Source organism: Amycolatopsis sp. NPDC059021 (assembly GCF_042739895.1).
GTDB lineage: Bacteria > Actinomycetota > Actinomycetes > Mycobacteriales > Pseudonocardiaceae > Amycolatopsis.
Genome location: NZ_JBHYIQ010000033.1, coordinates 13,915 through 35,196 on the forward strand (window position 1 = coordinate 13,915; position 21,282 = coordinate 35,196).

21 protein-coding genes are annotated in these 21,282 nt (G+C 69.7%); 7 read left to right on the forward strand and 14 right to left on the reverse strand.

Features of this window, described 5'->3' with window-relative positions:
- Nucleotides 1-23 precede the first annotated feature (23 nt).
- Both ACFWX1_RS20610 and ACFWX1_RS20615 read right to left on the reverse strand, forming a co-directional pair.
- Nucleotides 24-1,244, reverse strand: a complete 1,221-nt coding sequence (locus ACFWX1_RS20610; RefSeq protein WP_378389551.1) for an LCP family protein — start codon at nt 1,242-1,244, stop codon at nt 24-26.
- Between the two features lie 179 nt (nt 1,245-1,423).
- A complete protein-coding gene (locus ACFWX1_RS20615; protein ID WP_378389553.1) occupies nt 1,424-2,167 on the reverse strand; it encodes an SDR family NAD(P)-dependent oxidoreductase in 744 nt (247 codons plus the stop codon).
- A gap of 206 nt (nt 2,168-2,373) precedes the next feature.
- Between ACFWX1_RS20615 and ACFWX1_RS20620 the strand changes: the two genes are divergently transcribed.
- Nucleotides 2,374-3,780, forward strand: a complete 1,407-nt coding sequence (locus tag ACFWX1_RS20620; protein WP_378389555.1) for a carbohydrate-binding protein — start codon at nt 2,374-2,376, stop codon at nt 3,778-3,780.
- 17 nt (nt 3,781-3,797) lie between these two features.
- Complete coding sequence (locus ACFWX1_RS20625) at nt 3,798-5,018, forward strand: glycoside hydrolase family 64 protein (RefSeq protein ID WP_378389557.1); 1,221 nt, start codon at nt 3,798-3,800, stop codon at nt 5,016-5,018.
- Nucleotides 5,019-5,129: 111 nt separating this feature from the next.
- Here ACFWX1_RS20625 and ACFWX1_RS20630 read toward each other — a convergent pair whose 3' ends face one another.
- On the reverse strand, nt 5,130-5,396 hold the full coding sequence (locus ACFWX1_RS20630) for a WhiB family transcriptional regulator (RefSeq protein WP_378389688.1): 267 nt from the start codon (nt 5,394-5,396) through the stop codon (nt 5,130-5,132).
- A gap of 169 nt (nt 5,397-5,565) precedes the next feature.
- A complete protein-coding gene (locus tag ACFWX1_RS20635) occupies nt 5,566-6,210 on the reverse strand; it encodes an endonuclease (RefSeq protein ID WP_378389559.1) in 645 nt (214 codons plus the stop codon).
- A 142-nt stretch (nt 6,211-6,352) separates the two neighbouring features.
- On the opposite strand from ACFWX1_RS20635, the gene ACFWX1_RS20640 reads away from it, so the two are divergent.
- Together ACFWX1_RS20640 and ACFWX1_RS20645 are read left to right on the forward strand one after the other, a co-directional pair.
- On the forward strand, nt 6,353-6,844 hold the full coding sequence (locus ACFWX1_RS20640; protein ID WP_378389561.1) for an RNA polymerase sigma factor: 492 nt from the start codon (nt 6,353-6,355) through the stop codon (nt 6,842-6,844).
- A 196-nt stretch (nt 6,845-7,040) separates the two neighbouring features.
- Nucleotides 7,041-7,592: a sigma-70 family RNA polymerase sigma factor gene (locus ACFWX1_RS20645; RefSeq protein ID WP_378389690.1), complete on the forward strand. Its 552-nt coding sequence runs from the start codon at nt 7,041-7,043 to the stop codon at nt 7,590-7,592.
- Here ACFWX1_RS20645 and ACFWX1_RS20650 read toward each other — a convergent pair.
- Nucleotides 7,573-8,424, reverse strand: a complete 852-nt coding sequence (locus ACFWX1_RS20650) for a LysR substrate-binding domain-containing protein (protein WP_378389563.1) — start codon at nt 8,422-8,424, stop codon at nt 7,573-7,575. The genes ACFWX1_RS20645 and ACFWX1_RS20650 overlap by 20 nt on opposite strands.
- A gap of 97 nt (nt 8,425-8,521) precedes the next feature.
- On the opposite strand from ACFWX1_RS20650, the gene ACFWX1_RS20655 reads away from it, so the two are divergent.
- On the forward strand, nt 8,522-9,556 hold the full coding sequence (locus ACFWX1_RS20655) for a bile acid:sodium symporter family protein (RefSeq protein ID WP_378389565.1): 1,035 nt from the start codon (nt 8,522-8,524) through the stop codon (nt 9,554-9,556).
- Nucleotides 9,557-9,569: 13 nt separating this feature from the next.
- On the opposite strand, the gene ACFWX1_RS20660 is transcribed toward ACFWX1_RS20655, so the two are convergent.
- The 8 genes from ACFWX1_RS20660 to ACFWX1_RS20695 all read right to left on the reverse strand — a co-directional run bounded on the left by ACFWX1_RS20660 (nt 9,570) and on the right by ACFWX1_RS20695 (nt 17,970).
- Nucleotides 9,570-11,033, reverse strand: a complete 1,464-nt coding sequence (locus tag ACFWX1_RS20660) for a right-handed parallel beta-helix repeat-containing protein (protein ID WP_378389567.1) — start codon at nt 11,031-11,033, stop codon at nt 9,570-9,572.
- Between the two features lie 218 nt (nt 11,034-11,251).
- Nucleotides 11,252-12,217, reverse strand: coding sequence for an NAD(P)H-dependent flavin oxidoreductase (locus ACFWX1_RS20665; protein WP_378389569.1), 966 nt, complete (start codon nt 12,215-12,217; stop codon nt 11,252-11,254).
- Nucleotides 12,214-13,872, reverse strand: coding sequence for an AMP-binding protein (locus ACFWX1_RS20670; protein WP_378389571.1), 1,659 nt, complete (start codon nt 13,870-13,872; stop codon nt 12,214-12,216). The genes ACFWX1_RS20665 and ACFWX1_RS20670 overlap by 4 nt, the downstream gene beginning before the upstream one ends.
- Entirely contained in the window at nt 13,869-14,618 is a 750-nt protein-coding gene (locus ACFWX1_RS20675) for an enoyl-CoA hydratase/isomerase family protein (RefSeq protein WP_378389573.1), read from the reverse strand. Before ACFWX1_RS20675 ends, ACFWX1_RS20670 begins: the two co-directional genes overlap by 4 nt.
- A gap of 1 nt (nt 14,619) precedes the next feature.
- Nucleotides 14,620-15,807 carry a CaiB/BaiF CoA transferase family protein gene (locus ACFWX1_RS20680; RefSeq protein ID WP_378389575.1) on the reverse strand — a complete coding sequence of 396 codons (1,188 nt, stop codon included), beginning with the start codon at nt 15,805-15,807 and terminating at the stop codon, nt 14,620-14,622.
- On the reverse strand, nt 15,804-16,535 hold the full coding sequence (locus tag ACFWX1_RS20685; protein ID WP_378389577.1) for an enoyl-CoA hydratase/isomerase family protein: 732 nt from the start codon (nt 16,533-16,535) through the stop codon (nt 15,804-15,806). The genes ACFWX1_RS20680 and ACFWX1_RS20685 overlap by 4 nt, the downstream gene beginning before the upstream one ends.
- Nucleotides 16,528-17,454, reverse strand: coding sequence for a hydroxymethylglutaryl-CoA lyase (locus tag ACFWX1_RS20690; protein WP_378389579.1), 927 nt, complete (start codon nt 17,452-17,454; stop codon nt 16,528-16,530). The genes ACFWX1_RS20685 and ACFWX1_RS20690 overlap by 8 nt, the downstream gene beginning before the upstream one ends.
- A gap of 63 nt (nt 17,455-17,517) precedes the next feature.
- Entirely contained in the window at nt 17,518-17,970 is a 453-nt protein-coding gene (locus ACFWX1_RS20695) for a MarR family winged helix-turn-helix transcriptional regulator (protein ID WP_378389581.1), read from the reverse strand.
- Between the two features lie 127 nt (nt 17,971-18,097).
- On the opposite strand from ACFWX1_RS20695, the gene ACFWX1_RS20700 reads away from it, so the two are divergent.
- Entirely contained in the window at nt 18,098-19,453 is a 1,356-nt protein-coding gene (locus ACFWX1_RS20700) for an MFS transporter (protein WP_378389583.1), read from the forward strand.
- Here the strand turns inward: ACFWX1_RS20700 and ACFWX1_RS20705 are convergent.
- Complete coding sequence (locus tag ACFWX1_RS20705; RefSeq protein WP_378389585.1) at nt 19,425-20,582, reverse strand: FAD-dependent oxidoreductase; 1,158 nt, start codon at nt 20,580-20,582, stop codon at nt 19,425-19,427. The two genes, ACFWX1_RS20700 and ACFWX1_RS20705, sit on opposite strands and share 29 nt — an antisense overlap.
- Before the next feature lie 80 nt (nt 20,583-20,662).
- On the opposite strand from ACFWX1_RS20705, the gene ACFWX1_RS20710 reads away from it, so the two are divergent.
- Nucleotides 20,663-21,247, forward strand: coding sequence for a TetR/AcrR family transcriptional regulator (locus ACFWX1_RS20710; protein ID WP_378389586.1), 585 nt, complete (start codon nt 20,663-20,665; stop codon nt 21,245-21,247).
- Nucleotides 21,248-21,282: the final 35 nt, after the last annotated feature.

Consider the following 21,282-nt stretch of genomic DNA (forward strand, 5'->3'; position numbering starts at 1 on the left):
TCACCGGCAAAACAGGGCGGCGTTCAGTTCACGCAGCCCGACGCGGAGCTGACCCGCGGCGAGGAGAGGGACGGTGGTTCCGCCGGAGTACTCGAAGTGCTCGGTGTGCTGGTGTTGGCCACCGGCCGGACGCCGGTCCCCTGACTCGCCGATTCCGAAGACGCGGTGACGGCCGGGGTGGCGAGCGCGGTGCGCACGAACTCGCGCACCTGCGCCGGGTCGACCTGGACGGCGTCGCCGTCATAGGGCGTCTGCAGCGAAAGGCTCTGCACCGGGATGGTGGCGAAGCCGATCGAGCCCGAGCTGAGCCCGCGCAACTGCCGGGCGAAACTCAGCACGTCCCAGCCCTTGTCGAGCACGACCGACCCTTGCACGGCCGACATCAGCGCGTCCAGTTTGGCCGGATTGGTCAGTGTCCCCGCACCGAGGACGTTCTTGGCCATACTGGACAGGAACGCCTGCTGCCGGGCGATCCGGTCGAGATCGCCGTTGGGCAGATCGTGCCGTTGCCGGACGAAGGCGAGCGCCTGCGCGCCGGAGAGACTCTGTTGCCCGGCCGGGAAATCCGCGCCGGAGTAGCTGTCGTGCACCGGCGCTTTGAGGCAGACTTCGACGCCGCCGACGGCGTTGCTCAACGCGTAGAAGCCGGCGAGATTCACCGCGGCGTAGTGGTTGATGGTGAGCCCGGTGAACTGTTCGACGGTCTGGATCGCGCTCTTCGCCCCGGCCTCGTTGGCCTGGACTTCCAGCTGTGGCCCGGAAAGCCCCTGCGCGCTCAGCGTGGACTTCGCGTTCGCCTTGGCACGGCTGTACGCCGAATTGATCTTGTGCTTGCCCAGGCCGCCCGCGATGTCCACATAGGAATCCCGCGGGATCGAGATCGCCGTGGCGGCCGCGCCGCCCACCGGGATGTGCACCACGATCATGGTGTCCGTGGTGTCACCGCCGTCGGTGCTGTCGCCGGCGTGCAGCGCGTCGAGCACGTTCTGGGGCAGCGGATAACCGTTCGCGTCGGTGCGCGAGTCCAGCCCGACCAGCAGGATGTTCTGCGCGGTCTGGAGCGGCTGGCCGATCTGCTCGGCCGGGACGCGGCCGGACGGGGAGATGACGTCGGCGGTCACCAGCGACGCGTCCAGGCGGTGCAGTTGTGACCACGCGTAACCGGTGGCGCCGAGGACGAGCGTCGACACCACTCCCAGCGCTACGCGGCCGCCGATGCGGCGGCCCCGAGACGTGAGCAGCACGACGAACTCCCCTTGCCTTCCCTGACGCGGATTTCCGACCCCGCATTCGAGGATCACCGCGTTAGCTGGGAAGAACCTGAGAAACCTGTCGCAAACCCGTATGGACCGCCCGCACGGCCCAATATCACACAACGCTGCGTGATCGACACGGCACTCCGCGCCCGGAACGGCCTCCGCCGTCAGCGCGGCATACGGCGCCAGAGCGCCCGCGGCAGCAGGCGCAGGACCGCGAACATCGGCCGCAGGACGCCCGGCACCCAGACCGTGGCACGTCCGCGGCGAAGCGCGGCGACGGTCGCGTCGGCGACCTGGTCCGGCGTGCTGGAGAACGGCGTCGGCGACATGCCCTCGGTCATCCTGCCGACCACGAAGCCGGGCCGCACCACCAGCAGCCGCACCCCGCTGCCGTGCAACGCGTCGCCGAGCCCGCTCGCGAAGCCGTCGAGCCCGGCCTTCGCTGAACCGTAGACGTAGTTGGCCCGCCGCACCCGCACCCCGGCGACCGAGGAGAACACGACCAGCGCGCCGTTCCCCTGCTCCCGCAGCAGATTCGCCGCGTGCGTCAGCACGCCGACCTGCGCGACGTAGTCGGTGTGGACGATCGCCGCGGCGTGCGCCGCGTCGGTCTCGGCCCTGGCCTGATCGCCGAGGATGCCGAAGGCCAGCACCACGACGTCGAGCGGGCCGTGCTCGGCCGCGACCTTCGTCAGGAAAGGCCCGTGGGCGGCGAGGTCGTCGGCGTCGAACTCGACGCAGGTCACGGACTCCGCCCCGGCTTCGCGCAGCAGAGCGCTTTCCGCCGTCAGCTCGGCGCTCCGGCGCGCGGCCAGCACGACGCGACGCGCGCCGCCCGATACCAGCCGTTGTGCCACGGCGAGGCCGATTTCGCTGCGTCCGCCGAGGATCAGGACCGTTCCGCTCACGCCGGGCAGTCTGCCATTCCGCCGATCGGCCCAGCGGATCGGGCTGTGGTCCAGACCTCGTCGGGCCGCGAAGAGCACGGGAGCCAAGTTCGTCCGAACGGCGGACTGACAGCGGCCGGTCGGCAGGTTCTCATAGGAACCCCGGGTTTGTTGTGAACCACAACAAACCCACGTACTGGACCGAGGGCTGACAAGGAGGTCACCCGATGCCCAGCCCGATCACCCTCCCCGCCCGCGCCGGAAGACGGCGCTTTCTCCTGCTCATCGGTGCCATGACGGCCGCGGTGCTGGTCACGCTTCCGCTGACGATGCGGGCACAGGCCGCGCTGCCGCCACCGCCGTCAGGCTGGACCCAGGTCTTCGCCGACGACTTCGACGGCGCCGCGGGCAGCAAGGTCAACCCGGCGAACTGGCAGTACACCACCGGCACCAGCTACCCCGGCGGCCCGCCGAACTTCGGCACCGGCGAGGTCGAGACGATGACCGACAGCACGAGCAACGTCGCCCTCGACGGCCAGGGCAACCTGCGGATCACCCCGGTGCGCGACGGCGCCGGCAAGTGGACGTCCGGCCGGATCGAGACGGTCCGGTCCGATTTCCAGCCACCCGCGAACGGCACCCTGCGCGTCGAATCCCGGCTCCAGATGCCCAATGTGACCGGGGACGCCGCCAAGGGTTACTGGCCCGCGTTCTGGATGCTCGGCGCGCCCTTCCGCGGCAACTGGTGGAACTGGCCGGGTATCGGCGAGTTCGACATCATGGAGAACGTCCAGGGGCTCAACAACGAGTGGGCCACCGTCCACTGTGGAGTATCGCCGGGCGGGCCGTGCAACGAGACCACCGGCATCGGCGGGCAGCACGTCTGCCCCGGCACCGCCTGCCAGGCCGGTTTCCACACCTTCGCGCTCGAATGGGATCGCAGCGTCAACCCTCAGCAGCTGCGGTTCTTCGTCGACGACGTCAACTTCCACACCGTGCGCCAGGACCAGGTCGACGCGACGACCTGGAAGAACGCCACCGACCACGGCTTCTTCCTGATCCTCAACGTCGCGATGGGCGGCGGGTTCCCCGACGCGTTCGGCGGCGGCCCGACCGCGGCCACGAAGTCCGGTGTCCCGATGGTCGTCGACTACGTCCGCGTTCTCTCCCGCGGCGGCGGGGCGACCACCACGACGCCGACCACACCGCCGAATTCCGGCACCCGGGACGCCTACGGCCGGATCGAGGCGGAAGCCGCCGACACGCTGACCGGGCTGAGCACCGAACCGAGCGCCGACGCCGGTGGCGGGCAGAACCTCGCCCAGGCGAAGAACGGGCAGTGGGCGCTGTACCGGAACGTCGATTTCGGCGGTACCCCGGCGACACAGTTCAACGGCCGGGTCGCGAGCGGCGCGGGCAACGGCGTCAGCGGGCTGGTCGAAGTCCGGCTCGACAGCGCCACGGCCGCGCCGATCGGCAGCTTCGCCATCGCTTCCACCGGTGGCTGGCAGGCATGGAGAACGGTGCCGGCGAACATCGCCGGCGTCACCGGGAAGCACGACGTGTACCTCACGTTCACCAGCGGCCAGCCAGCCCCGTTCGTCAGCCTCAACTGGTTCACCTTCGGGCGCTGAAGACGAAGGAAGCGTTTATGTCCACAAAGCACAGTCCACAGCGCACCGGACGGCGGCTGCGCCGCGCGTTCGCCGCTCTGCTCCTGCTGGCGAGTACCTGCGCCGTCGCGGCTCCGCAGGCGCAGGCGGCAGCGGGCCGGTTCCCGTTGACACTCAAGAACAACACCGGCGGGAAGTGGAGCGACGCCCAGGTCTACGTCACGATGCTGGGGATGCCCGAGCCGGGCGGAAAATGGCACTACCTCAAACCCGACGGCACCTTCACGCCGATCAACCACAACGACGAGACCGCGCCGGGCCACCTGACCAAGAAGGGCCGGAACTACGCGAACATGTCGTTCACCCTGGCGCAGGCGTCGACGGTCACGATGCCGCCGAGCGTGTACGGCGGCCGGATCTATCTCTCGCTCGGTTCGCCGATGTACCTGCCGATCGCCGCCGACGACAGCGGCTGGGGCGGCCCGGACCTGAACAACCCCGCCGATCCGAACGCCGACGTCTACCTCGACTGGTACGAGTACACCTTCGCCAACGGCAAGGCCAACTTCGGCGGGAACACCACGCAGGTCGACATGTTCGGGTTCCCGATGACCGCGCGCCTGCAGCAGTCCTCGACGGGTTACGACCAGACGGTCGGCATCACGGCGAGCCGGGACCAGGTGTTCTCCCGGTACTCCGGCGAGGTGGGCGCGGCGTTCAAACCGCTCGCCGGCACCCACCGGATCCTCGCGCCGAGCGCCTCGGCGCTGTTCGCCCCCGGTGGCGCGCAGGCGAACTACTTCCAGTCCACCATCGACCAGGTGTGGAGCAAGTACGCGGGCGGGTTCACCTTGACCCGGCTGGGCCAGAAGTTCACCGGGAAGGTCTCCGGCGACACGCTCACCTTCACCAAGGACGGTTCCGCGCCGCAGAAACTCGGGAAACCGACCACGAAGGACGTCGTGACCTGCTCCGGCGCGCTCGCTTCGCCGGGGATGAGCAGTATCGAACTCGAACTCGGCGCGGAATTCTGCGCCGCCTTCAACCGCGGCGTCGCACAGGACACGGCGAAGTGGTACACGCCCTCGGCGTATTACACCGGCACGGTGCAGAACGACTACGCGAAGTTCTTCCACTCCGTCGGTATCGATCACCGTGCGTACGGGTTCGCTTACGATGATATCAACGACCAGAGCTCGGTGAAGATCCTCGACAACAGCAATCCGCCGAGCGCGCTCACCCTGAGCGTCGGCTGGTGAACCGCGCGCCGGAGTGGATGTCCGAAAAAAGGATGCCACTCCGGCGCGCCGGAAATTCCCGGTGAATCGCCGGGAGAAATACAGGAAGATCACCGGGGAATACCGGCGACGTCAAGCCGCGTGATGCCCTCCGACACCGGCAAGGCGGGTCATTTCGCGGCGCTCGGCCGCGGTGGTACCGCCGAACACGCCGTGGTCCAGCCCGTTGCGCAGTGCGTGCGAAAGGCACTGCGTGCGTACCGGGCACCGGGCACACACGGCCTTGGCCTGCCGGGTCTGGCGGGCCCCCGGCCCGACCTCGGAGATCGGGAAGAACAGTTCCGGGTCCTCGTTGCGGCAGGCCGCTTCGGCCTGCCATTCCGTCGTCATGGCATCCATTTCCGTCATTCACCTCCTCGGTTCATTGTCTTTTTCGCGTCAACCGACTTCTCGCAATCACCCAGACCCCGGCCGTCACGGCGAGGCGGACTTCGCCGGGTGGGACGGGAGAGGCCGCCGAAGAGCGGCCCGAGTCCCAACGCACGGGAGCCCGCGTTTAGTCCCCCGGTCACGCTGTCGGCTCGGTCACTTTCCGCGCGAGCGCATCGTCCAGTGTCACCCGCACGAGCCCCGCTGCCAAGCGGGCCAGTGCTTTTCCGTCGACCTGCCGGGCAAGCTCGGAGGTGTCCTGAGGCAATCCCAGCTTCTTCGCGCCCTGTAACGCCTTGGTGTCCAGCTGTGGCCGGAACTCCGGCCACACCTCCTGCACTTCCCTGGCGAAGATGGCCGCGCCCACCGGGCCGATGCGGGGAAATTCCGTGAGCCGGTCCCGCAACACCCGCTCGTCCCCGTCCGCCGCTTCGCGTATCCGGCGGAGGTCGCCGTGGAAGCGGTCGAGGAGCAGTTCCGCGCCCTCCCCGAGAGCGGTCGCGGTCTGCTCGTCGTAGCGCCGGTAGTGCGCGCGGCCCAGCGCATCGACGCGGTCCTGCCAGCTCGCCTCCACCATCGCCCGCGGCGTCCCGAGCCCGGCCGCGTGCAGTTCCCGTGCCGCCGCGACCGCGATGTCGGCCTTGATCCGCGTCGAGAGCAGCAGCGATAGCGTCAGCAGCCGGTACAGCGGGGATGGCTTGTCGGCAAGGGTGATCCCGGCGTCGGCGGCATAGGTGCGGCCGGCCTCCCGCAGGAGCCGGTCCACCGTCTCCTGAGTAGTCATTCCGCTCGGCTACCCGGTGATCCGCGCGTCATGCACGCGGCACGCGATGAGCCGTGACTAAATCGTTACCACCTGGCGGCCCGCTCACCGCACCTGTCAAGAGACAGACGACACGCGGCGCGAGGGGACGGTGAGGGAACGCGTGCGTGCTGACGACGACTTCGACACGTTCTTCCGGGCCGAATTCCCAGCGCTGGTGGGGTTTCTGTGTAAGATCGGCACCGACGTGCTCGAGGCGCGCGACGTGGCCGCCGACGCGATGCTGCTCACCTACGAGTCCTGGTCGTCGATCGAGCATCCCCGTGCCTGGGTGCGGGGCGTGGCGGGCAGGCTCGCCACCGAGCGGGCCCGCTTCGACGCCGGTCCGCGGCCCGACTGGTTCCCGCCCGCCGAGCCCGCGGACGACAAGCTGGTCGCGCTCGTCGCCCAGCACGCCGAGATCATCGAACTCCTTTCCGTACTCCCCCACCAGCAACGGACCGTGCTGGCGTGGCTGCTCGACGGATTCACCCCGGCCGAGACCGCGCAGGCGTTGAAGATCACCCCCGCGACGGTCCGCTCCCACCGCAGGCACGCGCGGGAACGATTGAGACAGCGGTTCCCCGCCGCCCGGCGAACACACGACAAGAGGTGAGGCAGAGATGCCGCAAACCGCCTACAGCGACAAGGCGATCACCGAAACCCTGCGCGCGGCCGACGCCGCATTGGCCGACACGCTCCGCACCGGCGTCGACGTGGAAGGCGCGCTGCTCCGGCTCAAGAGCCGCGCGCTGGTGCGGGAGCTGGCCGCGACGGGCCGTCCCGCCGATCCGTTCCCCTCGCACTGGCGGCTGCTCGACGCGCCGGTCGCCGACGCGATCGAGGGCGACCCCTTCGCGGTCGAGCAGCTGCTGGCGGCGATCCGGCCGCTGGTCGTGCGGTACTGCCGGGCCAGGGTCGGCAGGCTGGAAAGGTCGTACGCCTCGGCGGACGACGTCGCACAGGAGGTGTGCCTCGCGGTGCTCACGGCGTTGCCGACCTACCACGACCAGGGCCGTCCGTTCCTGGGCTTCGTCTACGGCATCGCGCAGCACAAGGTGGCCGACGCGCACCGCGCGGTGGCACGCAACCGCACCGACCCGGTCGCCGACGTGCCCGAAGCGGTGGAGGCGGCCGAGGGGCCGGAGCAGCACGCGTTGCAGAGCGAACTGAACGAGCGCATGGCCCAGTTGCTGACCGTGCTGCCCGACCGGCAGCGGGAGATCGTGGTGTTACGGGTGGTCGTCGGCCTGTCCGCCGAGGAGACGGCGGACGCGGTGGGCTCGACGCCGGGGGCGGTCCGGGTCGCCCAGCACCGGGCGCTGGCGCGGCTGCGGAAGATCCTCACCGCCGGGACGCGCTGACCCGGTCGACGACGAACTCCGCGAGCGCCACCGCGGGCTCCTCCGCCGTTTCCCGGGACAACAGCATGAACTCGATGTCCCCTGGGTCCGGCAGGCCGCAGTCCGGCGGCAGTTCGGCGAGGTCGGCGGGGATGAGGCTGCGTGCGTGCAGGCTCACGCCGAGCCCGGCGGTGGCCGCCGCGCGCAGGCCGGTCAGGCTCGAGGTCTGGCAGGCGGCCCGCCAGTCCAGCCCGGCGCGTTCGAGGCATTCCACCGCGATCTGCCGGGTGATCGACGGCATCGGGTACTGCACGAGCGGCACCGGCTGACCGGGCTCGATCACCGTGGCCGCGGAACCGATCCACACCAGGGGTTCTCGCCACAGCAGCCGTCCCCTCGCCGTTCCCGGCCTGCGTTTGCCGAGCACGACGTCGAGCTGCCCGGCACCGAGCCGCTGCGCCAGCGTGTCCGACAGTTCCACGGTGAGCTCGACGTCGACGAGCGGATGACTGTGCCGGAGCCTGCGGAGGATGTCCGGGAGCTCGCCGAGGGCGAAGTCCTCCGACACCCCCAGCCGCACCCGGCCGCGGAGCTCGGCACCGCGGAAATGCCGCTCGGCGCGGTCCTCGGTGTCCACGATCGTCTGCGCGAAGCCGAGCATCGCCTGTCCGCGCGCGGTGAGGTCCACGGCGTGGGTGTCCCGTGCGAAGAGCAGCCCGCCGGCCGCGTCCTCCAGCCGCCGGATGTGCTGGCTCACCGTGGGCTGGCCCACCCCCAGCCGCCGGGCGGCGGCGGTGAAGCTGCGCGTCTCGGCGACCGCGAGGAACGAACGGCACAGGCGGGGATCCAGCACACGAGAAGTTTATCGCGTTCCTCGATAACAGTCAGTGCGGTCATCGGGGTTCACAATGATCATTCGCGCGCCGAGAATGGACGGGGAAGGGAGATCCATGACCACCGTATTCGCGACGCTGACCAAGCCCCTCACCGCCGTGCTGGCCAAGCTCCGCATCGACCCGTTCATCGCGGGGATCCTGGCCACCGTGGGCGTCGCGTCCCTGCTCCCCGCCTCCGGCGTGGTCGCGCAGGGCTTCGGGACGGCGACGAACGTCGCGGTCGGGCTGCTGTTCTTCCTCTACGGCGCGCGGCTGTCACCCCAGGAAGCCCTCGACGGGCTGCGGCACTGGCGGCTGCACACCGTGGTGCTGTGCGCCACGTTCGTGCTCTTCCCGCTGCTCGGGCTCGCCACCGCCGTGCTGTCGCCCGGCTTGCTGAGCCCGGACCTCTACACCGGCGTGCTGTTCCTGTGCGTCCTGCCCTCCACGGTGCAGTCCTCGATCGCGTTCACCTCGATCGCGCGCGGCAACGTCGCGGCGGCGATCTGCAGCGCGTCGCTGTCGAACATGCTCGGCATCGTGGTCACCCCGCTGCTGGTGGCGTTGCTGCTGTCCACCGACGGCGGCGGGATCAACGGCTCCGCGGTGCTCGACATCGTCCTGCAGTTGCTGGTGCCGTTCGTGGCGGGACAGCTGGCGCGGCGCTGGATCGGCGACTGGATCACCCGGCATTCCGCACCGCTGAAGATCTTCGACCGCGGTTCGATCCTGCTGGTCGTGTACACCGCGTTCAGCGCGGGGATGACCGAGGGCATCTGGCACCGGATCGACCTGCTGAGCCTGCTCGTGCTGGCCGCGGTGTGCGCGGTGATCCTGGGCCTGGTGCTCTCGGTGACCGGCGCGGGCGCGAAGCTGCTCGGCTTCGGCCGCGCGGACCGCATCACGATCCTGTTCTGCGGCTCGAAGAAGAGCCTCGCCAGCGGCCTCCCGATGGCCACCGTCCTTTTCGGACACGACAGGGTCGGGCTCATCGTGCTGCCGTTGATGCTCTTCCACCAGATCCAGCTGATCGTCTGCGCGGCGCTCGCCCGGCGGTACGCCCGCGAGGGCGTGCCCGCACCGGACGACGCGCTCGTGCGCGCCGCCTGACTCGTCCCCCGGCTCAGCAGTTGCCGCCTTCGCCGAAGCTGCTGCACGCGTCCTGCTGGTACGGGGCCGCCCGCCACTGGTCGAACGTCAAGCCCCGGGAAGGATCGAGGGCGACGAAGGTCCACGGCCCGTAGTATTTGTTGTCACGCCACTGATTTTCCTGGCGGAAGGTGATTGCTTCCGAAATCACCGCGCCCTTGTACGGCGACCACGCCGGGTACGTCCCGTAGTTCGAGAGCACCGCCATCCGCCCGCACAGCGACGAGCATCCCGGGATGTCCGGGTCGAACTCGAAGGTGTTGTCGGACACGACGACCCCCTTCGTCTTCCACCGGCAGTCGCTGTACAACGGTTCCGTGGCGATCCCGGGCTGGACGCAGTCCGAGGCGGATGTCACCAGCCGCGTGCAGGACAGCGTGGACGTGTTGGCCGGGCTGTTGCAGAACCGGTCCGCGTTCTCCCACAGGGTGATCCCGGACCAGTTGTCCGAGAACATGTTGCCGCGGATCTCGATCTTGTCGGTCCTGGCGGGCAGCCGCGGTTCCCCGCCCGACTCACTGATGTACACCGAGGCGACCGGGAACTTGTCACCCCGTTCCGCGCGCCAGCGGCCGCGCGTCCAGGCGTTGCGGTTGAAGGTGTTCCCGCTCAGGACGAGGTTGTACGAGATCTCGTAGAACAGGCCCTCGGCCTCGTTGTCCTCGATCAGGTTGTCCTCGATCAGGAAGTCGTTGTTGTTCGTGTCGGCCCACAGGCCGGCGCCGTGGTTGTGGTGCACCCAGTTGCCCCGGATGTCCGCGCCGTCGACGGCCCAGAACTTCGCGCCACCACTGCATCCGCAGCCGGGCGCCTTCGTCTCCCAGTCGTCGGTGTTGTTCCCGGTGATCTCGTTGCCTTCGACGACCAGATCGCGGACGCCGCCGCCCGAGCGGTAGGCGTTGATCCCGTACTGGCCGTTGTTCCGCAGGCAGTTCCCGCTTACCCGCTGCCCGGCGCCCGCCATCATCGCGGCGCCACGGTTCTCCTCGATGAGATTGCCCTCGATCACCCAGCGCGGCGCCGAATCGTGGTTGACCACCCCCTGGTCCTGCGGCGCGACGAAGCCCCGGATGGTCAGCCCCCGGATCACCACGTCGGTGGCCTGCTGGGTGAAGGCCGCGCGGTTGGTCCCGCCGCCGTCCAGCACCGCCCCCGGCGCGCCGAGGTAGACGTCACCGTCCTTCGGGATCACCTGGCCGAACTGATCCGGGGCCAGGTGATGGGTGCCGGGGCTCAGCCAGAACGTCGTCCCCGGCGGGCTGTTACGGGTCCTGGCCGAAAGGTCGGTGCCCGGCTCCACCACCTCGGCTCCCTGCGGGGCTTCGGCGACACCGAACGCGCCGTCGCACACCCCGGCCGTGGCGGCTGCCGCCGTCGCCGGAGCCGCCACCTGCGAAATGAGCAATATCAACACCACGGGCAGGACGCGCGGATTCATCAGGCCTCCGGAGCACCGATTCGACGCCGCCGGTCCACGACGGCGGGACCTTCTTCGGACAGCGCGCTGCCGACCACAAAGGATGGTCCAGGCACCCTCGCCGTTCGCCGGTGCCGAAGGAAAATTCCCTGGCTCGCCTCACGCGTCCGGAAAGTCGCCTCCCGGGGTCCCGTCGTTACACGGTTACTCCGGGTACTTTCCCCGCAAGACACGGGCCGTTACTCAGGCAGTACACCGGGCAACCTTCGCACCGCGGCGAGGTACTCGGCGACGAGCGTGCGCACGATTTCGGCCGCGGGACGGATGTCGTCCACCAGACCGGCGCTTTGCCCGGCTTCGATCTTGCCGTTGTCGACATCCCCGTCGAAAGCCGCCATTTTCAGGGTGGACTTCCCGAACCGGAGCCGGCGGTCCTCCACGCTCGCGCCCTCGCGTTCGAGCTTCGTCATGTCGCGGGTGAAAGCGTTGGGCAGCGCCCGGATGACGCCCAGTTCCCGGCCGACCGGCTGGGCGTCGGCGACCGTCGCGGACAGGACCGCCCGGTGGTAGGCGGGATGGACGTTCGCCTCGGTGCTCGCCAGGAACCGGGTGCCGAACTGCGCCGCCCCGGCACCGAGCGCGAGCGCGGCGGCCAGCCCGGCTCCGTCGGCGAAGCCACCCGACGCGACGATCGGCAGATCCGGTACCGCGCGGGCGACCGCCCGGACGATCACCAGCGTCGAGACCAGGTCCGGCGGCGGGTGCCCGCCCGCCTCGGCACCGACCACGATCAGGCCGTCCACCCCGGCATCGGCGGCTTTGCGCGCGTGCTCCGGGCTCGCGACGACGTGCAGGCAGACGGTGCCCGCGGCGTGGAACCGGTCGAGATAGCGCCGCGGCCCGCCCTGCGAGGCGATGAGCACCGGAACCCGTTCCGCCAGCAGCAGATCGATCGTCTCCTCGACGCCCTTGCGGTAGAGCGGCAGGTTGACGGCGAACGGCCGGTCGGTGCCCGCGCGCAACGCCCGGACCGCGTCGCGCAGGTCGCCGGGACGCATCGGCCCGGCGGCGAGCACGCCGAGGCCACCGGCGTCCGACACCGCGAGCGGCAGCTCCGGCGAGGACGAGGCCCAGGACATCCCGGCCTGCACGATCGGCAGATCGATGCCGAGCAGCCGGGTGACGTCGGTTTCGATGCGGGTCATCGGCCGTCCAAACTCTGCTCATTCAAGATGTGCTCATTCAAGAGCCGGACGGCGTGCTCGGCCAGCTGGTTCTTCTGGATCTTCGCGCTCGCGGTCATCCCGATCCCCTCGAACCCGCCGACGATCCGCAGATGGCGCGGGACCTTGAACCCCGCCATCTCGCCGCGGCACCACTCGATCAGTTCGCCGGGCTCCGGGGCGGCGCCGTCGTTGAGGACGACGAAGGCGAACGGGACCTCCACGAGGCGTTCGTCGGGGACGCCGACCACCGCGGCCTGGCGGATCGCCGGATGCCGGTGCAGCACCGCCTCGACCTCGGTCGGCGCGACGTTCTCCCCGCCGACCCGGATCAGTTCCTTCGCCCGGCCGGTGAACAGCAACCGCCCGTCGGCACGCAGGACGCCGAGATCACCGGTGGACAGCCAGCCGTCGGCGTCGAGCACCGCCGCGGTCTGTTCCGGCATCGCGTAGTAACCCCGCATGACGTTCCAGCCGCGGACCCGGATCTCGCCCGGCTGCCCGCGCTCGGCGTCGTCTCCGGTGACGAGATCCCTGATCCGTACGGAAACTCCGGGCTCCGGCGGCATACTGCCGTCGACCCGAAGTTCCTCGTCCTCCCACCACGCCGACTGCGCGACGTTGGGAGAGGCTTCCGACAACCCGTAGCCGACCACGGCCTCGGCGGCGCCCAGTTCGTCGATCACGCGCCGTACCACCGTCGGCGACGCCGCGAGCCAGGCGCCGCGAAGGCTGAGCCGGTACCGAGCGCGATCCGGGTGGTTGAGCAACATCAGCGCGATGGTGTCGTTCCCGGCGAAGTGCGTGCATCTTTCCTCGGCCAGCAAACGCAGCGCCGTCTCGGGCACGAAGCGCTCCGCGGTGACCAAAGTGGACAGTTGCTGGAGACAGGCCAGTATCGACAACGTCGTGCCCGCCACGTGGAAGAACGGCCGTCCACTGTAGAACCGGTCGCCCGCGCGCAGCCCGAGCCGCGTGCCCGAGAAGAACGCGTCGGCACACATGTTCCGGTGGGTGAGCAGCACGCCCTTGGGAAACGACGTCGTCCCCGAGGTGTACTGGACGAGCGCGATGTCGTCGGGTTGGGCGCTTGGTTCGACTGGCTCCCCCGCGCCCGTCGCGAACTCGTCCCAGCTCAATGCGCCCTCGGGTACGTCCTCGCCGATCACGACGACCCGCGCCAGCCGGGGCAGATTCGGGTCGGGCAGTTCCTTGTCCACTGCGGGGCAGATTTCGCGGAGCATCGCGACGAAGGCGGAGCTGAGCACCTTTTCCGCGACGAACAGCAGCTTGACGTCCGACTGACGCAACGCGTACTCCAGTTCCGGCGCCTTGAAGCGGGTGTTGACCGGCACGGTCACCGCGCCCAGCGAGGTGATGGCCAGGAACAACGCGACCCAGCGGGGTCCGTTGCCGAGGCACAGTCCGATGTGGTCACCCCGCTCGACGCCCGCGTGGTGCAGCGCCGAACGCAGCACCGCGACCTGCTCGGCCAGTGCGGCGTAGGTGACACGCTCGTCGGCGTTGACGACGGCCTCGACGCCGGGGACCACGGTCGCGGCGCGACGCAGGGCGGCGTCCGTCGTGAGTGGACAGATGCCCGTCAGGTCCGGTTCGCTCGGGTCCACTGTGGTCATTCTCCGATCCGGTCCGCGAACTCGGCGACGCCCCGCCGCCAGCCGCCGTCGGCGAGATTCCGTTCGATCGCGGCGAGTTCGATGCGGATGCCGGTGGTCAGCGCCGCCTCCTCGCCGAGATCGACCGACTGCTTGGTCAGGCTCAGCGCGAGCGGCGGCGCCGCCAGGATCGCCTCGATCGTTTCCGTGACCAGTCTCGCCAGTTCACCGGCCGGCGCAAGCCGGGTCACCAGGCCGAGGCGGGCGGCTTCTTCGGCGTCGACGACGCGACCGGTGAACAGCAGTTCTTTCGCACGGCGTTTCCCGATGACGCGCTGCAGCCGCTGGGTGGCGCCGATCGTGCCCCAATGCGGTTCGGGGAAACAGAAGGTCGCGGCCCCGGAGGCGAGGACGAAGTCGCAGCTCATGGCGATCTCGCCGCCGGAACCGACCACCGGGCCGTCCACCACGGCGAACACGGGCTTGCCGCAGCGTTCGATCGTCTCGTAGGCGGCGAACGAGGCGAGCCGCCGTCGGCGGACCCAGGTCTCGTCCTTTCCCTTGCGCTCCTTGAGATCCGCGCCCGCGCAGAAGACGGGGCCACTCGCCTTGAGCACGACGACCCGGACGTCGTCCTCGGCGTCGAGGTCGGCGAAGACTTCCCGCAACGCCGTGCACATCGGGAGATTCAGCGCGTTGCGTGCCTCGGGCCGGTTCAGGGTCACCTCGGCGACCCCGGCCTCCTTACGCACCAGCACCGGGTCCACTTCAGATCACCCCTTCCGCGCGCAGCGTTTCGATTTCCTTTGTGGACAGACCGAGGTAGGCCGTCAGCACGGCTTCGGTGTCGGCACCCAGCCGTGGTGGCACAGCGGGTTCCGGATCCTCGTAGCCATCGAGACGCAGCGGGGTGCGCAGCGCGGGAAACCGGCCCTCGGCCGGATGGTCGAAGTGCCCCACCATGCCACGTGCGACGGTGTTCGGGTCTTCGAGCGCCTCGCGCACGGAGTTGACCTCGCCGACCGGGACGTCGCGCTCACGCAGCGCACGGGCGAGTTCCGCCCGTGGCCGCTGCGCGAAAGCCGCGCGGAGTGCGCCCAGCACCCGGTCACGCTCCCGGAGACGTCCTGCGTTGGCGGTCAGTTCCGGATCGGCCGCGAGGTCGGCGAGCCCGAGGACCTCGCACAACGGAAGCCAGTGCTGATCGCTCGCGCTGAGGTGGAGCCAATGACCGTCCCGGCACTGGAACGCCGCCGAAGGCACGCGGCCGGGGTGCTGCGTGCCCTGTCGGACGGGATCCTCGTCGTACGCGAAGAGCCGCGCCGCGGCCAGCGCCAGCAGGCTCACCTGGACGTCCATCATCGCGACGTCCACATGGGACCCCCGGCCGGTGCCGCCGCGCCCGACGAGTCCGATGAGGACGGCGATCATCGTCCACAGGCCGGAAGCGAGGTCGGAGACCGGGACGCCCGCCTTGGCCGGGGGCGTGTCCGGGTGGCCGGTCAGGTGCATGATCCCGGACAGGGCCTGGAAAATCGTGTCGTAGCCCTTGCGGTCGCGGTACGGCCCGTCCTGGCCGAACCCGGTGTTGGACACGTAGACCAGGCCGGGGTTCACCGCGGAAAGGGCTTCGTAGCCGAGCCCCATTTTGTCCAGTGTGCCGGGGAGGAAGTTCTCGACGACGACGTCGGCCTTGGCGGCGAGGTCACGGGCGAGTTCACGCCCGCGTTCGGTCTTGAGATCGAGGGTGATCGAGCGTTTCCCGCGGTTGAACGCGAAGAAGTAAGCGCTTTCGCCCGCGGGCAGGCGGGGTTCCCAGCCGCGGGACTCGTCTCCGCGACCGGGACGTTCCACCTTGAGCACGGTGGCCCCGAGTTCGGCGAGCCCCTGCGTCGCGAAGGGCCCCGCCAGCACTCGGGAGAAATCGAGGACGGTGATGCCGGACAACGGTTTCATCGGCGCTCCCGGAATCCACGCATGATCACGTTGACGTCCCGGCCCGCGCGCATCGCCTCGGCGTAGGGCAGATCGGCGACGCGGTGGAACAGCGTCTTCGTCGCGGCCATCGCCAGCGGGCTGGACTCGGCCCACCGGCGGGCGATCCGCAGGCCCTCCTCCACCAGGTCCCCCGGCTCGGCGACGCGGTTGGCCAGCCCCAGATCGAGCATTTCCGGTGCGGTCAGCATCCGGCCGAGGCTGATCAGCTCGAAGGCCAGCTTGGGCCCGAGCTGCCGCTGCAGGCCGGTCATCACGACCGCGGGGACGATGGAGTGCTTCATCTCGGGGTAGCCGAATTTGACGTCGGTGGCCACGACGGTCATGTCGGCGCCGATCGCCAGGCCCGCTCCCCCGCCGACCGCCGCGCCCTGCACGACCGAGACCACCGGGGTCGACAGTTCGCGCAGCAGGGACTGCGTCCGGCTGGTCAGTTCGGCGCGATCCAGGACGGCGGCGGGGTTGTCCGGGGTGAGGTGCCCGAACTCGGAAAGGTCGGCACCGGCACAGAAACCGCGTCCGCTGCCCGCCAGTACCAGCGCGCGGACCTCCGGATCGCGGTCGGCTTCGAGCAGCGCGTCGTGCAGGGCCTGGGTGAGCTCCGTGTTGAGCGCGTTGAGTTTTCCGGGACGGTTGAGCCGCAGGACGCGCACCGCCCCATCGTCTTCGCTGAGCAGTACCTCAGGCATCGAGTTTTTCCTTCCTCCCCTTGGCGATCATGCTGTAGAGCTCGCGGCCCAGCGCCCGCTCGCAGAGTTCGGAGGCCGCCGCGACGCGGTCGGCGTCGAGCCCGGTGTCGACGCCCATCGCTTCGAAGAGGGCGACCAGGTCCTCGGTGCAGGCGTTCCCGGTGAGCCCCTGTCCGTAGGCGATCCGGGCGGGATGACCGCCGACGCCGCCGAAGGCCGTGTCGAAGTGACGGCAGCCCGCGTCCAGCGCCGCGACACAGTTGGCGAGCGCGGTCCCGCGCGTGTTGTGCATGTGCGCGACTACGGGGACTTCGACCCCGGCCCGCTCGATCCGCCGGTAGAGATCGGCGACGGTCCTGGGCGTCGCGGCGCCGATGGTGTCGCCCAAGGTGATCAGGCCGGCGCCGAGTTCGGCGAAGCGGACGATGTCGGCGACGACCGAGCCGGGGTCGACGGCCCCTTCGAAGGGACAGCCGAACGCGACCGAAACCACCCCGACCACGGTGAACTTCCCCTGCGCCAGCCGGGACATCTCCGCGACGTTCGCCCACTGGGCGGCGCGGGTGGTCCGCAGGTTGCGCTCGGTGTGCCCCTCGGTCGCCGAAACCAGGAAGCTCAGCTCCTCGGCGCCGCGACCGGCGTCGAGGTCGGCGATCGCGCGCTGCACGGCCCGTGGGTTGGGGCAGGTCGCCTTGTACGCGACGCCGTCGCGCCGGGGAAGGCCGGCGAGGACGTCGGAAGCGTCGGCGAACGCGGGGACGTGACGCGGGTGGCTGTAGCTCGTGGCCTCGATGCGGCGGAATCCCGCCGCGGTGAAGGCGGCGAGCAGGTCGAGCTTGGTTTCCGTGGGCACGAACCCGGTCTCGTGCTGCAGCCCGTCGCGGGCGAAGCACTCGCAGATCGTCACACGGTCTGCCATCGGTCCACCTCCTGAGGATCATTCACCCCAGGACTACCCGAGTAGTGTTGATAATGTCAACACTTAGAGAGACTGCTGACCCTCCAGCACCTTCGCGAGCTTGCCGAGCTTGTCCAGCGCCGAATCCAGTGCCTCGCGCTCGGCCGGGGTCAGGCAGACCAGGAACGCCTCGTTGCGCTCGTTGGCCGCCTCGATCAGCCCCTGGTAGAGGGATTTCCCCCTGCGGCTCAGCGACAGCCGCGTGCTGCGCCCGGCACCGGACTCCCGGACCAGCAGCCCGCGTTCGTCCAGTTTGGCCACCACCCTGCTCATCTGCGCCTTGTCCAGCCCGGCCCGCGCGGCGAGCTTGTTCAGTGTGAGCGGGGAATCCTCGCCCAGCAGGGCCAGTGTGCGCCACTCACCGAGGCTGACGTCGAAGTCGCGGCGGTACCGGGTCGCGGCACTGCGGGAGATCGCGTTGGCCACCCGGTGCATCCGGTAGGACAGCAGCTCGGAGATGGAAAGCAGCGTGGTCATCCGGCGATTCTAGGCCACCGTCCGGGACCGCGACCCGGAAACCGGGTGTTGACATTCTCAACACTCGGATCGAGACTCGGGGCGGCACCGGAGGCGTGTGCCTTCCTCTCGATCCCGGAGTGAGACAGTGACGTCGACTTCCCACGGCGGCCCCGCCGTTCCCCGCGACCCGCTCTACCGCAAGGTCGCGTGGCGGATCATGCCGTTGCTGCTGGCCTGCTACGTGGTGAGCTTCATCGACCGGACCAACGTCGGCGTGGCGCAGGTCCGGCTGAAGGCCGACCTCGGGTTCAGCGAAGGCGTCTACGGCCTGGCCGTCGGACTGTTCTTCGTCGGCTTCATCCTCTTCGAGGTGCCGAGCAACATGCTGCTCGCCCGGATCGGCGCCAGGAAGACGCTGGTGCGGATCATGGTGTCGTGGGGCGTGGTCACCTTCCTGACCGTCTTCGCGACCACGCCGGCGCTGTTCTACGTCGCCCGCTTCCTGCTGGGCGTCGCCGAAGCCGGGTTCTTCCCCGGCGCGTTGTTCTACCTCGCGCAGTGGTTCCCCTCGGCCCGGCGGACCCGGATGACCGCGCTGTTCTTCCTCGGCGTCCCGCTGTCGGGCATCCTCGGCCCGCCGCTGTCCGGGTGGATCATGCACACCCTCGGCGGCGCACTCGGCCTGAAGGACTGGCAGTGGCTGTTCGCACTGGAAGCGCTTCCTCCCATCGTGCTCGGCGTGCTGGTCATGCTGTTCTTCCAGGACAAACCGGCACAGGCGCGCTGGCTGAGCGAGCCCGAGAAGCAGGCGATCGCCGACGACCTCGGCGCCGACCAGGACCGCAAACAGGCCGGGTCGAAGCACGGCGGGATGCTGCGCGCGCTGCGTGATCCCCGGGTCTACATCCTCGGCCTCGTGTCCTGCGGCTGCTACACCCTCGCCAACGCCGTCTCGTTCTGGACGCCGCTCGTCATCAACAGCTCCGGCGTCGGCAACGTGCTGGACATCGGCCTGCTCGCGGCCATCCCGCCGGTACTGGGCATGGGCGTCATGCTGCTGGTCGGCCGCCACTCCGACCGCACGCTGGAACGGCGATGGCACGCGGCGGGCGCCGAGTTCTTCGCCGCCGCCTGCCTGATCGGCCTGTCGTTCGTGAGCGGCAACCCGTACCTCGTGATCGTGTTGCTGGCCCTGATGACCGCGGCGCACTACTCCGGCCTGACCGTCTTCTACTCCATTCCGTCGATCTATCTCTCCGGCCCGGCCGCGGCGAGCGGCATCGCCATGGTGACGACGATGGGTTCGCTCGCCGCGGCCACCAGCCCGGCGTTGCTCGGCTGGATCAAGACGACCACCGGCTCCTTGGACCTCGGCCTGCAGATCAGCGCCGGGGTGGTCGTGCTGGGCGGGGTCATCCTCCTGCTCGGCATTCCCGCGTCCGCGCTGCGGGAGAACAGCCTCGGCCCGGCCCTCACCGCGCGTTCAGGATCCGGTCGTTGAGCTGCCTGCGGATCGCGTCCACGTCGACGGGCGCGTCCTCCCCCAGTACCTCCATCAGTTCGGCGGCGGCCTGAGCGGCCGCGGCAGAGCGCGGGATCAGGACGTCTTCGTAGGCACGGACCGCGTCGTCGAGAACGGCGTGCGCGGCGATCGCGTCCGCGAGGGCGGTGCCGTCGAGCATGGCGAGGTTGGCCCCGACACCGACCGGCGGCATGAGGTGCGCGGCGTCGCCGAGCAGGGTGATCCCGGGAATGTGTGCCCAGGTGTGGCCCACCGGCAGCACGTGTAGCGGGCGGTTGGCGAACCCGCCCTCGCTCTCGCGCAGCAGGCCGAGCAGATCGTCGTGCCAGCCGTCGAATTCGCGCAGCAGGTACGCGCGCACGACCTCGGCGTCACCGAGATCCAGACCGGCGGTGACGTGCCAGTCGGCCGGGACCGCCAGATCGGCGTAGACGCGGACGTGGCCGCCGCTGTTGCGCTGGGCGATCACCGCCTTGCCGCCCGAACTCGCGACCATGGTCCCGTTCCCGATCAGCCGCGCCAGCGCGGGATGCCGGGTGTCGACGTCGTCGAGGTACGTCTCGACGAGGGTGTTGCCGGTGTACGCGGGCGTTGCGGCGGAAACCGCTGGGCGGACCCGGGACCAGGCGCCGTCCGCCCCGACGACCAGGTCGAAGTCCTGCGTGGTGCCGTCGGCGAAGAGGAGTCCTGCGGTGCCGTCGCCCAGCGCCTCGACGCCGGTGACGGTGTGTCCCCAGTGGACAGTGCCTTCGGTGAGTGAGTCGAGGAACATGTCCCGCAGCTGGCCGCGGTCGATTTCGGGCGCGTAGTCGTCGGTTTCGGCGGGCTGGTCGTGCCGCAGCAGTTCGGTCGTGACCGGGTCGAGTGTGCGCTGCTCCTGGCCTTCGGGCCGGGCCAGCGCGTGGAACCGGTCGAACAGGCCCGCGGCGCGCAGGGCGGCTTGGCCGGTGTCGGCGTGCAGGTCCAGGGTGCCGCCCTGCGAACGGGCGTGCCGTGACGGCTCCCGTTCGAAGACGGTGACCGAGCCGCCGTGGAGCTGGAGCCCGCGGGCGCAGGCGAGGCCGCCCAGCCCCGCGCCGACGACGGCGATACGAGTGGTGGTGTCCATGCCCCCAGAAGACCACACTCACTTCAAAAGTGCAATCACTAGCTTTTTGACTTCGCTGCGCGTTGGGTTAAGGTGAGCGGGTGAACGAACCGATCGGCCGCCGGGAGCGGAAGAAGGCCCAGACCCGCCAGGCACTGGCCGACGCCGCGCTGAAGCTGTTCCTCGAGCGCGGCTACGACAACGTCAGCGTCAAGGAAGTCGCCGACGCCGCCGACGTGGCCGTGACCACGTTGTTCAAACACTTCCCGCGCAAGGAGGCCCTGGTCTTCGACCTCGAAGACGACATCGAGGCCGCGCTCGTCGCGGCGGTCCGCGACCGGCCCGCCGGGCAGTCGATCCCGGGGGCGCTGTGCGAGTACTTCCGGCACCGGGCGGTCATGGCCGACGGGAACGCGGAAGTCGCCGCGTTCCTCCGGATGGTCGAGGAAACCCCGGCTTTGGTCGAATACAGCCGTCACATGTGGTTGCGCCACGAGACCGCGCTGGCGGGCGCCATCGCCGAGGACCTCGGCGCGCCCGCGGACGACGTCGTCTGCACGGCACTGGCGCGGTTCGCGCTCGAAGCGGGCGACATCGTCTACCGGCGCCCCAAGCCGGAACGCGACGTCCGGACGATCTTCGCCCTGCTCGAAGACGGCTGGACCGCGACCGTCCACAAGAGCTGAAGGGGACTTTCGTCTCGTAACATGCGAGAAAAGTC

Bases quoted from the DNA above. Each gene is read 5' to 3' on its own strand.
- ACFWX1_RS20685 (WP_378389577.1), bottom strand. From the start codon at position 16,535: ATGCCTGAGGTACTGCTCAGCGAAGACGATGGGGCGGTGCGCGTCCTG.
- ACFWX1_RS20670 (WP_378389571.1), bottom strand. From the start codon at position 13,872: ATGACCACAGTGGACCCGAGCGAACCGGACCTGACGGGCATCTGTCCA.
- ACFWX1_RS20665 (WP_378389569.1), bottom strand. From the start codon at position 12,217: ATGACCCGCATCGAAACCGACGTCACCCGGCTGCTCGGCATCGATCTG.
- ACFWX1_RS20680 (WP_378389575.1), bottom strand. From the start codon at position 15,807: ATGAAACCGTTGTCCGGCATCACCGTCCTCGATTTCTCCCGAGTGCTG.
- ACFWX1_RS20705 (WP_378389585.1), bottom strand. From the start codon at position 20,582: ATGGACACCACCACTCGTATCGCCGTCGTCGGCGCGGGGCTGGGCGGC.
- ACFWX1_RS20620 (WP_378389555.1), top strand. From the start codon at position 2,374: ATGCCCAGCCCGATCACCCTCCCCGCCCGCGCCGGAAGACGGCGCTTT.
- ACFWX1_RS20655 (WP_378389565.1), top strand. From the start codon at position 8,522: ATGACCACCGTATTCGCGACGCTGACCAAGCCCCTCACCGCCGTGCTG.
- ACFWX1_RS20660 (WP_378389567.1), bottom strand. From the start codon at position 11,033: ATGAATCCGCGCGTCCTGCCCGTGGTGTTGATATTGCTCATTTCGCAG.
- ACFWX1_RS20695 (WP_378389581.1), bottom strand. From the start codon at position 17,970: ATGACCACGCTGCTTTCCATCTCCGAGCTGCTGTCCTACCGGATGCAC.
- ACFWX1_RS20630 (WP_378389688.1), bottom strand. From the start codon at position 5,396: ATGGATGCCATGACGACGGAATGGCAGGCCGAAGCGGCCTGCCGCAAC.
- ACFWX1_RS20635 (WP_378389559.1), bottom strand. From the start codon at position 6,210: ATGACTACTCAGGAGACGGTGGACCGGCTCCTGCGGGAGGCCGGCCGC.
- ACFWX1_RS20690 (WP_378389579.1), bottom strand. From the start codon at position 17,454: ATGGCAGACCGTGTGACGATCTGCGAGTGCTTCGCCCGCGACGGGCTG.
- ACFWX1_RS20625 (WP_378389557.1), top strand. From the start codon at position 3,798: ATGTCCACAAAGCACAGTCCACAGCGCACCGGACGGCGGCTGCGCCGC.